Source organism: Erwinia sp. E_sp_B01_1 (assembly GCF_036865545.1).
In the GTDB taxonomy this organism is placed as follows: Bacteria; Pseudomonadota; Gammaproteobacteria; order Enterobacterales; family Enterobacteriaceae; genus Erwinia.
On sequence record NZ_CP142208.1, the window covers coordinates 1,117,967 to 1,130,720 of the forward strand.

Here is a 12,754-nt window from a genome sequence, read left to right on the forward strand (position 1 = left end):
GCTGATTTTTATTACTCAAATCCCACCACATTGTGCGGCTGATAGGCGCTTTCCAGTTCAATAAGCTCTTCCTTCGTCAGCTCAACGTCCACAGCTTTCACCAGGTCGTCCAGCTGTTCAGCCCTTGAAGCCCCAATGATTGGCGCAGTGACGGCCGGTTTAGCCAGCATCCAGGCCAGCGCAATCTGGGCACGGCTGACGCCTTTATCTTCCGCCAGAGCTGCAACACGGGCCGCTATCGCACCGTCGTTCTCTTCCGTTTTGTTATAAAGCGTGCTGCCAAACTCATCCGACACCGAACGGGCAGTGGTCTCGCCCCAGGGACGGGTCAGGCGACCCCTTGCCAGCGGGCTCCAGGGCAGTACGGCGATGTTTTCAGCCTGGCATAAGGGGTGCATCTCACGCTCTTCTTCACGCTGGATCAGGTTGTACTGATCCTGCATGCTGACAAAACGCGTCCAGCCATGCTGGTCAGCAGTATAAAGCGCTTTGGCAAACTGCCAGGCAAACATGGATGATGCGCCGATATAACGTGCTTTACCGGATTTTACCACATCGTGCAGGGCTTCCAGCGTCTCTTCCAGCGGGGTGTTGTAATCCCAGCGGTGGATTTGCAGCAGGTCAACGTGATCCATGCCCAGACGGCCCAGGCTGTCATCTATGGATTGCATGATATTGGCGCGGGACAGGCCAGCGGAAAGGTTGCTCATGGGGAAATAGACTTTAGTGGCGACCACAATCTCATCGCGACGGGCGTAATCCTTCAGCGCGCGACCCACGATCTCTTCGCTGCTGCCGTCGGAATAGCTGTTAGCGGTATCAAAGAAATTAATGCCCGCATCCAGCGCCTGTTTGATCAGGGGACGGCTGCTCTCTTCGGGGAGTGTCCACGCGTGGTTGCCACGATCGGGTTGGCCGAAGGTCATACAGCCCAGACAAAGTCGGGAAACGGTGAGGTCAGTTGTCCCCAGTTTGGTGGTTTTCATGCAAGCTCCTGCCAGTCAGTGAACGGCTTTAGCCGATTAAGATCTGAATAAGCATAGCAGGAGAAAAGCTCCCCGGACGGGGAGCATTGTGCGGTGTTACTGCGCCAGCCAGCGGCTGATTTGCTGCTCAATTCCTTCTGCATCCAGCTGATAATCATGGCGGATCTCATCCTGAGTTCCCTGCGGGATAAATTCATCCGGCAGGCCAATGTTCAGTACCGGAACCAGCACGCGTTTCGCCATCAGCAGCTCAATCACGCCGCTTCCCGCGCCGCCTTTGATTGCGCCTTCTTCCAGCGTGATCAGCGCTTCATGGCTGGCGGCCAGCTCGATAATCAGCGACTCATCCAGAGGTTTCACAAAACGCATATCGACCAGCGTGGCATTCAGCGATTCAGCAACCGCCGTCGCTTCAGGCAGCAGCGTACCAAAGTTCAGGATCGCCAGCTTTTCGCCTTCGCGCTTCATCATGCCTTTGCCTAACGGCAGGGACGATAAAGGTTTCAGCTCGGCACCGGTTCCTGTCCCACGGGGATAGCGAACAGCGCTTGGCCCCTGCGAGTAGTGGTAGCCGGTATAGAGCATCTGGCGGCATTCATTTTCGTCGCTTGGCGTCATGATCACCATGTTCGGGATACAGCGCAGGAAGGAGATATCAAATGCCCCCTGGTGCGTCTGGCCGTCGGCCCCGACGATGCCGCCACGATCAATGGCAAACAGGACCGGCAGCTTCTGAATAGCCACATCGTGGATAAGCTGATCGTAGGCGCGCTGCAGGAAGGTAGAATAGATAGCCACTACCGGCTTGTAACCGCCAATGGCCAGGCCCGCAGCAAACGTCACCGCGTGCTGCTCGGCGATCGCCACATCAAAATATTGCGCCGGATAATCGCGGGAGAAACTCACCATGCCGGAGCCTTCACGCATGGCAGGCGTCACGGCCATCAGCCTGTTATCATCTGCGGCGGTTTCGCTCAGCCACTGGCCAAAGATTTTGGAGTAGCCCGGCAGTCCTTCAACGGCTTTCGGCAACAGACCGCTGGCGGGATCGAACTTAGGCACCGCGTGCCAGCTAATCGGATCTTTTTCCGCAGGTGCGTAGCCTTTACCCTTTTTGGTCATGATATGCAGGAACTGCGGACCTTTGAGATCGCGCATATTTTTCAGCGTCTGCACCAGCGTCAGCACATCATGGCCGTCAACCGGGCCAATATAGTTAAAGCCCAGCTCTTCAAACAGCGTGCCCGGCACCACCATCCCTTTGAGATGTTCTTCGGTGCGTCTGACCAGCTCTTTAATCGGAGGGAGCCCGCCCAGCACCTTTTTGCTGCCTTCACGCAGGCGTGCATAAGTTTTGCCAGACAGAATCTGAGCCAGACGATTATTCAGCGCGCCGACGTTCTCTGAAATCGACATTTCGTTGTCGTTCAGAATGACCAGCAGATCGGATTTGATATCGCCTGCATGGTTCATGGCTTCAAATGCCATTCCGGCGGTGATCGCCCCGTCGCCAATCACACAGGCGGTGCGGCGGCCTTTGCCCTCTTTTTCGGCGGCAACGGCCATGCCCAGACCGGCACTGATTGAAGTAGAAGAGTGGCCCACGTTCAGCACATCATATTCACTTTCATCACGCCACGGGAAAGGGTGCAGACCGTTTTTCTGCCGGATGGTACCGATGCGATCGCGTCGTCCGGTCAGGATCTTGTGTGGATAGGCCTGATGGCCAACATCCCACACCAGATGATCAAACGGCGTGTTGTAGACATAATGCAGCGCGACGGTCAGTTCCACCACGCCCAGCCCGGAGGCAAAGTGGCCGCTGGAACGGCTGACGCTGTCGAGTAAATACTGGCGTAGCTCGTCACAGAGTTTTGGCAGGCTCTCTTTCGGCAGCGAACGTAATTCTTGTACCGAACTGGCCAGCGCCAGCGTCGGATATTTTGCAGTATCAAAACTCATCAGAGACTCATTGTGGAAGTTATTTATTGCGTTTAATGATGTAACTTGCCAGCGCTTGTAGTGATGTTGTTGTATAAGAGTGCGCTGCAAGGGTTTCTAATGCGCTGAGTGATTCCTCATAGAGGTCCCGCGCTTTGGCCCGTGCACCTTCGAGTCCCATCAATGCCGGGTAAGTACTTTTTCCAAGATCCTGATCGGCTCCCTGCCGCTTGCCAATGATGGCCGTGTCACCGACCACATCCAGAATATCGTCCTGCACCTGAAACGCCAGCCCAATCGCACTGGCATAGCGATCCAGAGCCGGAAGCGCTGCACGGCCTTGTTCACCGGCAGCCAGCGCCCCGAGGCGCACCGCTGAGCGGATTAACGCGCCGGTTTTGTGGCGGTGGATCTGCTCCAGTGCAGCCAGATTAACCTGCTGGCCTTCAGCGGCCAGATCCAGTGCCTGTCCGCCACACATACCCGCCACACCACTGGCCTGGGCCAGTTCTGAAATCATCGCCACGCGCGATTCTGCCGTGACGCCCGGCATTGGCGTATCTGCCAGGATGGAGAACGCCAGCGTTTGCAACGCATCACCGGCCAGAATAGCCGTATCCTCACCAAATTTAATGTGGCAGGTAGGCTGACCCCGGCGCAGGCTGTCATCATCCATCGCGGGCAGATCGTCGTGGATCAGTGAATAGGCGTGAATACATTCAACGGCTGCGGCTGGCGCATCAAGGGCTGCGCTGTCAGCGTGCAGCATTTCGCCGGTGGCATACACAAGAAAAGGGCGCAGGCGCTTACCGCCCAATAATGCCCCATATTCCATGGCATTCACCAGCGGGGAATTCTGAAACGGCAGTGGAGCGATAAAACGGTGTAAAGCCTGATTCACCCGCGCATGATGCGCATCCAGTAAGGCACTAAAATCCATCAGTCATTTTCCGGGGTGAAAGGCTGCAGGTCGGCTTGCTTATCGTCGCTCAACAGGATCTGCACGCGCTGTTCAGCAGCCTGCAGTTTTTGCTGGCCCGTTCTGGCGAGCTGGACACCGCGTTCAAATTCGTTGAGCGCCTCTTCCAGCGGCAGATCGCCACTTTCAAGACGGGAAACAATCTGCTCCAGCTGCTGTAGCGATGTTTCGAAGCTGACTGGCTGTTCGGCTTTTTTAGGCATAATGACGTTCTGCTCAGTGTTTTTTTCCGTGAAGTCGCTCATGGTAGCCGACTGGAAATGATTAGCAAAATAATGATGCCGGTAACGCGGCCACCGGACGGATGTGATACACTCAGGCTCTGGATGTAAAGGGCCTGAGGCAGCTTTGCAATACGATGATTTTACCAGTTAAGTGCCTTTCATATTAGCACTTAATTGCTTAACGAACCCATGCCGCCATGAAGTTTATCATTAAGTTATTCCCCGAAATTACCATCAAAAGTCAGTCTGTTCGCCTGCGTTTTATTAAAATCCTGACGACGAACATCCGTAACGTGCTTAAGGACAGCGATGAGACGCTGGCCGTGGTGCGTCACTGGGACCATATCGAAGTGCGTTCAAAAGACGAAAGCAAGCGTTCAGCGATCGTTGAGGGCCTGCAGCGTATTCCTGGTATCCATCACGTACTGGAAGTTGAAGATCGTGCCTGGACCGATATGCACAATATCTTTGAGCAGGCGCTGGAGCTCAACCGTGAGCGTCTTGAAGGGAAAACTTTTGCCGTGCGTGTGAAGCGCCGTGGCAAGCATGACTTCAGCTCCCAGGATGTTGAGCGCTATGTCGGAGGCGGGCTGAACCAGCATATCGCCACGGCTCAGGTGAAGCTGAACCACCCTCAGGTTACGGTAAATCTCGAAATTGAAGATGACCGCCTTCTGCTGGTGACCGGTCGCCATGAGGGCATCGGTGGCTACCCAATCGGCACGCAGGAAGATGTCCTGTCGCTGATTTCTGGCGGTTTCGACTCCGGCGTGTCCAGCTATATGCTGATGCGTCGCGGCTGTAAAGTTCACTACTGTTTCTTTAATCTCGGCGGTGCCGCGCATGAGATTGGCGTTCGTCAGGTGGCTCACTATCTCTGGAATCGTTTTGGCCGCTCACACAAAGTGCGCTTTGTGGCGATCAATTTCGAGCCGGTAGTCGGTGAGATTCTGGAGAAAGTGGAAGATGGCCAGATGGGCGTGGTGCTCAAGCGAATGATGGTGCGCGCGGCTTCTAAAATCGCTGAACGTTATGATGTGCAGGCGCTGGTCACCGGTGAAGCGCTGGGCCAGGTCTCCAGCCAGACGCTGACTAACCTGCGTCTGATCGATAACGCCAGTGACACGCTGATCCTGCGTCCGCTGATTTCTCACGATAAAGAGCACATCATTAATCTGGCACGCCAGATTGGTACCGAAGATTTTGCCCGTACCATGCCGGAATATTGCGGTGTGATTTCGAAAAGCCCCACTGTGAAAGCAGTGAAAGCGAAAATCGAAGCGGAAGAGCAGAACTTTGACTTTGCCATCCTCGATAAAATGGTGGCTGAGGCGACTAACGTGGATATCCGTCAGATTGCTGAAGAGACTCAGCAGGAAGTGGTGGAAGTCGAAACCGTGGTCTCTTTTGGCCCGGAAGATGTGGTGCTGGATATCCGCTCTGCAGATGAGCAGGACGATCGCCCACTGGAGCTGGAGAATGTGGAGGTGAAAACCCTGCCGTTCTATAAACTCAGCACGCAGTTTGGCAATCTGGATCAGAGTAAAACCTGGCTGCTCTACTGTGAGCGTGGGGTGATGAGCCGCCTGCAGGCGCTCTACCTGCATGAGCAGGGCTTTAAAAATGTGAAGGTTTACCGTCCCTGATTTTCCAACAGGTGCGCGCCGGTAATCAACCGGTGTGACCCTGCCAGCGGGCAGCCGCCCGCTGGCATCAATCATCTCCCCGGCTTACTCAATCCATTCGCGATAGTCATAAATTCCGGCTGCCAACACCAGCTGGCTGGCCACCTCATGGGCTTTGTCTTTGCCCACGATCAGATCTATCAGTTTCAGGGCGAAATCGATGGCGGTGCCCGGTCCCTGGCTGGTCAAAAGATTGACGCGCGGATCCCAGACCACACGCTTGTCCATCCATTTCTCTTCAGGGATGGTCTCTTTTAATCCCGGAAATCCGGTCATATTCCCTACCGGGAACAGATTATGCGGGACCAGTACCGTTCCGGCTGCGGCACAAATTGCCGCAACAATCCGGCCGGAAAGATGGAACTGGCGCACCGTTTCAACCAGCAGCGGGCTGTCCCGCAATGCCTCTGCGCCCTTCAGCCCGCCCGGTAAAACAATAGCGGCAAAATCATTGTCCGCCACTTCAACCAGCGGGGCATCGGCCAGCAGCCTGACGCCGCGCGAGCAACGGATTTCTGTACTGCCGTCATCCGTTACGCTGGCGGTGGTGACGGCCAGGCCACCCCGTACCAGCAAATCAATGGTAGTGACCGCTTCTGTTTCCTCACTGCCAGGTGCCAGGCAAACCAGCACCGATGCGTTCACGCTCATAATCTTGTTCCTTTCGCTTTATTAATTCATAGAGACGGCTGTTTTCAGGCGTAGCCAGGCCTTGTGCCCGCGCCCGACGGATAACGTAACCCGTAATATAATCTATCTCCGTTCGCCGTTGGGCGCGGATATCCTGCAGCATGGATGAAGTATTGGCCGAGGTGGTATTAATGACATCCAGCACGTAATCCAGCAGACCCTCACGGGAGGTGTGCTGGCCTTCGCGCTCCATCACCACCGCTAATTCATTACATAACGCCGTCACTTCCGGCAGATGATTGAGCAACTCCCCGTTGGGACAGTCATATTGTACGGTCAGCGGATTAATCACGCAGTTTACCGCCAGCTTTTGCCATGCGGCGGAAGCCACATTGTTATGCCAGGCAACGTCCGGAAGCGCCTGCTGTAGCACTTCAGCGATCTCGCTGAGCGCGGCTGCGTCAGAAGAGGTTGGGCCGATATGCGTGATGCCCGCCGCCACATGAATAATCACCGTGCCATCGCGTTTTGCGGCGTGAGTCGTGATACCCCTGAGCAGCGGCTGATGCAGCGCTCTTAATTCATCAAGCGTGCCCATGCCGTTATGCAGCAGCAGGATCGGGCAGTCATCACGCAAAATAAATTGCAGGTTCTTTACCGCCTCAGAAACCTGCCAGGCTTTAAGGGTCACCAGCAGCAGATCGCTGTCGGCGAGGAACTTTGGATCGTTGGCGATACAGGTTTTGTTGATTGTTGTGCCGCTCAGATCGATGACGTTCACAGAACAGAATGGCTGCGGCACCCGCAGCCAGCCCTGAACTTCATGGCCCTGAGCTTCAAGGGCAGCTAACCAGATTTGCCCCAGTGCACCGCATCCCAGTACGGTAATCTTCATGCGTCCTCCCCGCGTACGGGTTGCGTTAGTTCAACCTTGCTCCCGACCCTGACAGGCGCCCGGCAGGTTTGTTAACCTTATTATAGCTTTCTACGCCGATGGTTTTTTTACCGGCCCTAAGTGGGTATTATGCATGTCACTTTAGAACCAGGAGAATACATCATGCCATCTTTCGATATCGTTTCTGAAATCGACATGCAGGAAGTCCGCAATGCGGTGGAAAATGCTAACCGCGAACTGTCGACCCGTTTCGATTTCCGTAACGTCACGGCCAGCTATGAGCTGAATGAAAAAAACGAATCGATCAAAGTGTTGAGCGAATCTGACTTCCAGGTCAAACAGCTGGTGGATATCATCCGCGAAAAGCTGTTAAAGCGTGGCATTGAAGGCGCGGCACTGGAAGTTCCGGAAGAGATTGAGCACAGCGGCAAAAGCTGGAGCGTGGAAGCCAAAATGAAAAAAGGCATTCCTGCGGACGTGGCGAAAAAGCTGATTAAGCTGATTAAAGACAGCAAGATCAAAGTCCAGACGCAGATTCAGGGCGAAGAAATACGTGTGACTGGCAAATCCCGTGACGATCTGCAGGGTGCAATGGCGCTGGTACGCGGTGGCGATCTGGGTCAGCCATTCCAGTTCAAAAACTTCCGCGACTGAGTGAACAGGGCGACGAATTTCGCCCTGTTTCCTGCCCTAAACCGTCTGTGGCGTTAAACCCGGCTCGGTCAGGCTGTAGATCTGCTGATTTAGCGGGTGGGCGAGCAGGCTGGCAATCGCCAGTACCACATCCGCCCGTCTGATAAGACCGTGGACTTCAGCGTTTTGCACCAGTTGCCCCTGACCTGTAGCCTCGCCGTTTAGCAGGCCGCCCGGCCTGATGATGCACCAGGCAAGGCTGCTGGTCTGCAGCCAGCTTTCCGCCAGAGATTTCTCTCTGACGGCCTGACCGAAAGCGCGTTTCGCTCTGTCGGAAAGGGCTGGCCAGGTGTCGCCACATCCCAGTGACGTCACCATCAGCATCTGGCGGATCCCCGCTTTCTCCGCACAATCGATAACGTTACGGTGCGCAGAATAATCCTGAGCGCCTCCCATTGTGGAGATGATTACCGCTTCTTTGCCTGCGGCTTTACAGGCCCGCATAACCAGCTCAACTTCACAGGCATCACCGACAAAAGTCTGCACCTGCTGAGCCGCCATCCTGTCAGCATCTTCCTGCTTTCGCATCACGGCCACTACGGGCTGCTGGTGTTGGATTGCATACTCAATAAGCTGCGCACCCGTGCCTTTCGCGCCGCCAAAAACCAGCCATGTTGCCATTATCGATCTCCTTTTAATGATTGAGAGGAAGAGAGTTGCAGCAGAATTTCTGACAGCGACTGCATCAGGTTATTCGCCCAGAAGCGTCCATTGTCGGTCAGATGCAGGCACAGCCCTGTGTCTGTCAGCAGGCCAGAGTGATACCACTGATCGACCAGTGGCTGGAGCAGCGAAGCCTGTGCGGTTAGTGCATGCAGATCCACGCGACCCGTTTCAATGCCGCCCTGTAACTTGTGTCGCCACTGATGCGGGCTTTGCGCAGGGGGTGTCATCATGGCGATGGGCTTATTACCGCTATCCAGCGTGAGGTAGTAACTCTCCAGCCGGCGATCCAGCATATAAGCCTGACCGTTGAGATTGCCGCCAGCACCGGATCCCAGCGCAAGGCAGTCTGCTCCCTGTTTGATCAGCAGATTGTACAGATTCCGCTCCCGCGTGGTTCTGGCCCAGTGGCTGTTACTGAGCTGACGCCAGCCATACCCGGCCAGAAGCGCGGCACCCTGAAGATAAAGCTCACGCCGCTGGCTCACATCCGGCACGCTCGCGCGATCGTTCGCAACGGCTTTTGCCAGTGGCGTGGTGGGAAGCAAATTCAGGGCATAAAGATCCACACCATCAAGACCGATATCCCTGACCCTCTCCAGATCCTTCTGCCAGTGACTGGCTGTCTGGTCGGGCAGGCCAAATATTAGATCGCAGACGACAGCAGCGCGATCGCGCCGGCACAAATTTTCAAGAAAAGTCACTGACTGCCGTCGGTCCGAGGTGCGCGCCATCTTTTTCCGGATACGCGTGTCAAAAGTCTGAATGCCGATTGAAAAACGGTTCGCCCCTGCATCCAGACAGGCATCAATCCGCGCATTATCGAAATTGAGGACTCGACCTTCAATGGTTATCTCACAATCCGGAGCCAGCGGCAGCCTTTCCCGCAGCAGGCTGATAACCCGGTACAGACCTTGCGCAGAAAGTGCCGTTGGCGTGCCTCCACCAAAATAAACAGCATGGATCGGCGCGGACTGATGCAATGTACTGTCGGCCTCCATTTCGATTTCGCGCAGTAAATAACCCACGTATTTTTCTGCTTCATCCGGCTGAAATTTATTCTGATAAAACCCGCAAAAGGTGCAATGTGTGGCGCAGAAAGGCACATGCACATACAGCAGCCTTTTACAGGGTGGCAGAGGCTTAAGCAGCAAGCTTTGCCAGGCGGACTGAATCTCACCGGCAGGTAAAGGTAGGGTATTACGCCAGGGCATAGCGGCGCGTCGCTCTGCAAAAGCGGGAAAGCCAGGCATCGCGAACCAGGGGGAAAAATCCATCTGCATAAACCTCTTCCATGGGGCAGGGCGAAGAAAGAGGGTTATTAAAAGATAATCATTATCATTTGGCAACGCTAAGTGAGGCGGGAATGATTCAAATCAAAAAAGGGAGGGCAAGGAGAAATTAATGCGTAACACATTCAGGATCTTACTTACCAGCAACTCAGAAATTAACGCGTAACACATTCAGGATCTTACTTACCAGCAACTCAGAAATTAATGCGGAGGGAACATGGGCCGATTATAAAGCGTCTCGCGCCATGGACGGCGCGAGCCGAGCTGTCATGGATGACGTTTTTTGCGTCTTTATGAGCGGCCCATGTTCCTGTAGCTTACGCTGGTTTTAGAATTCCAAACTCGGCACCATGTTCCCAAAACAGATATCGGTTCAGCACTTAGCAGCTGGCTACCAACGCCTCAAGCTCCACGCGGTTAGTCACTTTACTGTCAATCTTCACGTAGGCAGTTTTCTCTTCCGGCACAATAAAGACTGCGGCAACGCCAGGCTGAGCACGAATACGCTGCTCCAGCGACTTCTGCTCCAGCGCCGCATCATTCAACACAATGCGCAGACTGCTGACATAAGGCGGCTCCTTCATCGTACAGCTCACTATCAGCCAGACAGCGGCGACCAGCGTGCCAACAAGGAACACAGACTGCGCATCGAAATGACCGAATACCCAGCCCCCCATGCTGCCGCCAATGGCTACGCCAATAAACTGGCTGGTGGAATAAAGCCCCATCGCCGTGCCTTTATAGCCCGGAGGCGACTCTTTACTGACCAGCGAAGGCAGAATCGCTTCCATCAGATTAAAGCCGATAAAGAACAGCTGCACGCCAACGACCAGCGTCCAGAAATTGCTTCCCGCTCCCCACAGCACAATCTCAGCAATCAGCATCAGCGCCACACAGCAGACAAAAACCCGCTTCATGCGTCGTTTTACTTCGGCATAAATAATGAAAGGGATCACCCCGCAGAAGGCAATCAACATCGTCACCAGGTAGACTTTCCAGTGCTGCTCCGCAGGGAAACCAGCGCGCTCGAACTCGCCCGGCAACGCCACAAAGCTCGACATCAACAGCACATGCAGACAAAGAATACCGAAGTTCAGCTTAACCAGACGGCTGTTTGCCAGCACATCCTTAATCGACCCCTTCACCATGCCTGACTCGCGGTTCAGGATATGGTTTGGCGTGGAAGGCACCACCAGCAGCGTAATCACAATGCCGCAACTGGCCAGAATGGCAATCATCCAGAACAGGGCATGCAGGCCCAGCGCATGAGTAATAATCGGGCCAAGCACCATAGCAATGGCAAAGGTGACGCCAAAACTGATGCCGATAAAGGCCATGGCCTTGGTGCGGTTCTGTTCACGGGTCAAATCTGAAAGCAGCGCCATCACTGCGGCAGCGATAGCGCCGGATCCCTGCAGGGCACGCCCCAGAATCACCCCCCAGATGGAAGTGGTGCTTGCAGCAATGACACTCCCGAGAACAAATATCAGTAATCCACCTACGATCAACGGCTTGCGGCCAATACGGTCCGACAATAACCCGAAAGGGATCTGGAAAACGGCTTGCGTAAAACCGTAGATGCCAATGGCGAGTCCAATCAGTGCTTCACTTGCTCCCTGTAATGCCATGCCATATGTCGTCAGGACGGGTAACACCATAAACATTCCCAACATGCGCAGGGAGAATACCGTCCCCAAACCCCATGTCGCACGCAGCTCGACCGGAGTCATTTTATTATCGTTCATTACTACCTCAGTTTATCTGGTCGACGTATTTTAGGCGGCAGGGCAGGGCGGGTAAAATGATACTTCTTGCTAAGTGGTAACAAAAAGAAAGGGCGCGATAATCGCGCCCTTTTTGATGGGGTCTGTGCTACCTGACCATTGTCAGCAGGTCTTTAGAGGCCGGAGCCATAAAATCGACCGACATCATCACGCTCAGTGCCGTAATGGCGACGATGGAGAAGACAAACAGCTTACGAGCCCAGACGCGATCGTTCTGCGTCTTATAGCCCGACAGCGCCATGCCTAACCACCACACGCTAACCGCTGCGGCCACAACCAGATATTTGTAGCCCGCATACCCGCCCAGCGTCAGCATCAGGGTGGCAATCATAAACGCCAGGATATAAAGCGTAATATGATTTTTTGCCACGGAGATGCCTTTTACCACCGGCAGAACCGGGATATTCGCTGCCTGGTAATCTTTAAAGCGGAAGATGGCAATCGCATAGGAGTGCGGCATCTGCCACAGGCTAAAGATAGCCAGCAGGATCAACGCGCCAGCATCAAACTGGTTCGTCACAGCACAGTAGCCAATCACCGGCGGCGCTGCGCCAGAAAGACTACCAATCAACGTGCCATACACAGACTTGCGCTTCATGTACAGGCTGTAAACGCCGACATAAACCACAAAGCCCATCACCGCCAGCCACATGGCCAGCGGGTTAGCTCCGAAATACAGCAACGCGAATCCAGCAATACCCAGAACGGTTGCATAAACCAGAGAGACTGTCGGAGAAATGAGGCCTTTAACCAGCACTCGATTTCTGGTCCTCTCCATTTTTATGTCGATGTCACGGTCGATAAAGTTGTTATAAACACAACCCGATGCGACCACCAGCGAAACGCCGACTAAGGTGGAGAGAAACAGGGCATAGTCGATGCTGCCTTTAGAGGCCAGCAGGAATCCCCCGATTACAGAAATTAGATTTCCGAAAATAATTCCTGGTTTCGTTACTTGCAGGTATTGCTTAATCATCACGGG

12 protein-coding genes are annotated in these 12,754 nt (G+C 54.4%); 2 read left to right on the forward strand and 10 right to left on the reverse strand.

All coding sequences use genetic code 11. The features are described 5' to 3' along the window. Nucleotides 1-11: 11 nt before the first annotated feature. The 4 genes from VRC33_RS05320 to xseB all read right to left on the reverse strand — a co-directional run bounded on the left by VRC33_RS05320 (nt 12) and on the right by xseB (nt 4,109). Complete coding sequence (locus VRC33_RS05320) at nt 12-986, reverse strand: aldo/keto reductase (protein ID WP_338561613.1); 975 nt, start codon at nt 984-986, stop codon at nt 12-14. 96 nt (nt 987-1,082) lie between these two features. Beyond that, a complete protein-coding gene (gene dxs, locus VRC33_RS05325) occupies nt 1,083-2,948 on the reverse strand; it encodes a 1-deoxy-D-xylulose-5-phosphate synthase (protein ID WP_338561616.1) in 1,866 nt (621 codons plus the stop codon). A 19-nt stretch (nt 2,949-2,967) separates the two neighbouring features. Next, nucleotides 2,968-3,867: a (2E,6E)-farnesyl diphosphate synthase gene (gene ispA, locus VRC33_RS05330; RefSeq protein WP_338561618.1), complete on the reverse strand. Its 900-nt coding sequence runs from the start codon at nt 3,865-3,867 to the stop codon at nt 2,968-2,970. Beyond that, entirely contained in the window at nt 3,867-4,109 is a 243-nt protein-coding gene (xseB, locus tag VRC33_RS05335; RefSeq protein WP_338564068.1) for an exodeoxyribonuclease VII small subunit, read from the reverse strand. Before xseB ends, ispA begins: the two co-directional genes overlap by 1 nt. Before the next feature lie 218 nt (nt 4,110-4,327). On the opposite strand from xseB, the gene thiI reads away from it, so the two are divergent. After that, nucleotides 4,328-5,776, forward strand: coding sequence for a tRNA uracil 4-sulfurtransferase ThiI (gene thiI / locus VRC33_RS05340; protein WP_338561621.1), 1,449 nt, complete (start codon nt 4,328-4,330; stop codon nt 5,774-5,776). 84 nt (nt 5,777-5,860) lie between these two features. Here the strand turns inward: thiI and yajL are convergent, their stop codons facing one another. Both yajL and panE read right to left on the reverse strand, forming a co-directional pair. Further along, nucleotides 5,861-6,466 (reverse strand): protein deglycase YajL, encoded by a 606-nt coding sequence (yajL, locus tag VRC33_RS05345; protein WP_338561623.1) that lies wholly within the window; start codon nt 6,464-6,466, stop codon nt 5,861-5,863. Then, complete coding sequence (panE, locus tag VRC33_RS05350) at nt 6,420-7,340, reverse strand: 2-dehydropantoate 2-reductase (RefSeq protein ID WP_338561626.1); 921 nt, start codon at nt 7,338-7,340, stop codon at nt 6,420-6,422. Before panE ends, yajL begins: the two co-directional genes overlap by 47 nt. A gap of 162 nt (nt 7,341-7,502) precedes the next feature. Between panE and VRC33_RS05355 the strand changes: the two genes are divergently transcribed. Beyond that, on the forward strand, nt 7,503-7,994 hold the full coding sequence (locus VRC33_RS05355) for a YajQ family cyclic di-GMP-binding protein (protein WP_338561628.1): 492 nt from the start codon (nt 7,503-7,505) through the stop codon (nt 7,992-7,994). A 36-nt stretch (nt 7,995-8,030) separates the two neighbouring features. Here the strand turns inward: VRC33_RS05355 and VRC33_RS05360 are convergent, their stop codons facing one another. The 4 genes from VRC33_RS05360 to cyoE form a co-directional block, all read right to left on the reverse strand. Continuing rightward, entirely contained in the window at nt 8,031-8,654 is a 624-nt protein-coding gene (locus VRC33_RS05360) for an NAD(P)H-binding protein (RefSeq protein ID WP_338561630.1), read from the reverse strand. Further along, on the reverse strand, nt 8,654-9,979 hold the full coding sequence (gene hutW / locus VRC33_RS05365) for a heme anaerobic degradation radical SAM methyltransferase ChuW/HutW (protein ID WP_338561632.1): 1,326 nt from the start codon (nt 9,977-9,979) through the stop codon (nt 8,654-8,656). Before hutW ends, VRC33_RS05360 begins: the two co-directional genes overlap by 1 nt. Nucleotides 9,980-10,368: 389 nt before the next feature. Then, a complete protein-coding gene (locus VRC33_RS05370; RefSeq protein WP_338561635.1) occupies nt 10,369-11,733 on the reverse strand; it encodes an MFS transporter in 1,365 nt (454 codons plus the stop codon). A 127-nt stretch (nt 11,734-11,860) separates the two neighbouring features. Continuing rightward, nucleotides 11,861-12,748 (reverse strand): heme o synthase, encoded by an 888-nt coding sequence (cyoE, locus tag VRC33_RS05375; protein WP_338564072.1) that lies wholly within the window; start codon nt 12,746-12,748, stop codon nt 11,861-11,863. Nucleotides 12,749-12,754 lie beyond the last annotated feature (6 nt).

Excerpts from the sequence above, each read along its gene's own strand:
- yajL (WP_338561623.1), bottom strand. The coding sequence starts at position 6,466 with ATGAGCGTGAACGCATCGGTGCTGGTTTGCCTGGCACCTGGCAGTGAG.
- cyoE (WP_338564072.1), bottom strand. The coding sequence starts at position 12,748 with ATGATTAAGCAATACCTGCAAGTAACGAAACCAGGAATTATTTTCGGA.
- dxs (WP_338561616.1), bottom strand. The coding sequence starts at position 2,948 with ATGAGTTTTGATACTGCAAAATATCCGACGCTGGCGCTGGCCAGTTCG.
- VRC33_RS05320 (WP_338561613.1), bottom strand. The coding sequence starts at position 986 with ATGAAAACCACCAAACTGGGGACAACTGACCTCACCGTTTCCCGACTT.
- ispA (WP_338561618.1), bottom strand. The coding sequence starts at position 3,867 with ATGGATTTTAGTGCCTTACTGGATGCGCATCATGCGCGGGTGAATCAG.
- VRC33_RS05355 (WP_338561628.1), top strand. The coding sequence starts at position 7,503 with ATGCCATCTTTCGATATCGTTTCTGAAATCGACATGCAGGAAGTCCGC.
- hutW (WP_338561632.1), bottom strand. The coding sequence starts at position 9,979 with ATGCAGATGGATTTTTCCCCCTGGTTCGCGATGCCTGGCTTTCCCGCT.
- xseB (WP_338564068.1), bottom strand. The coding sequence starts at position 4,109 with ATGCCTAAAAAAGCCGAACAGCCAGTCAGCTTCGAAACATCGCTACAG.
- thiI (WP_338561621.1), top strand. The coding sequence starts at position 4,328 with ATGAAGTTTATCATTAAGTTATTCCCCGAAATTACCATCAAAAGTCAG.
- VRC33_RS05360 (WP_338561630.1), bottom strand. The coding sequence starts at position 8,654 with ATGGCAACATGGCTGGTTTTTGGCGGCGCGAAAGGCACGGGTGCGCAG.
- VRC33_RS05370 (WP_338561635.1), bottom strand. The coding sequence starts at position 11,733 with ATGAACGATAATAAAATGACTCCGGTCGAGCTGCGTGCGACATGGGGT.
- panE (WP_338561626.1), bottom strand. The coding sequence starts at position 7,340 with ATGAAGATTACCGTACTGGGATGCGGTGCACTGGGGCAAATCTGGTTA.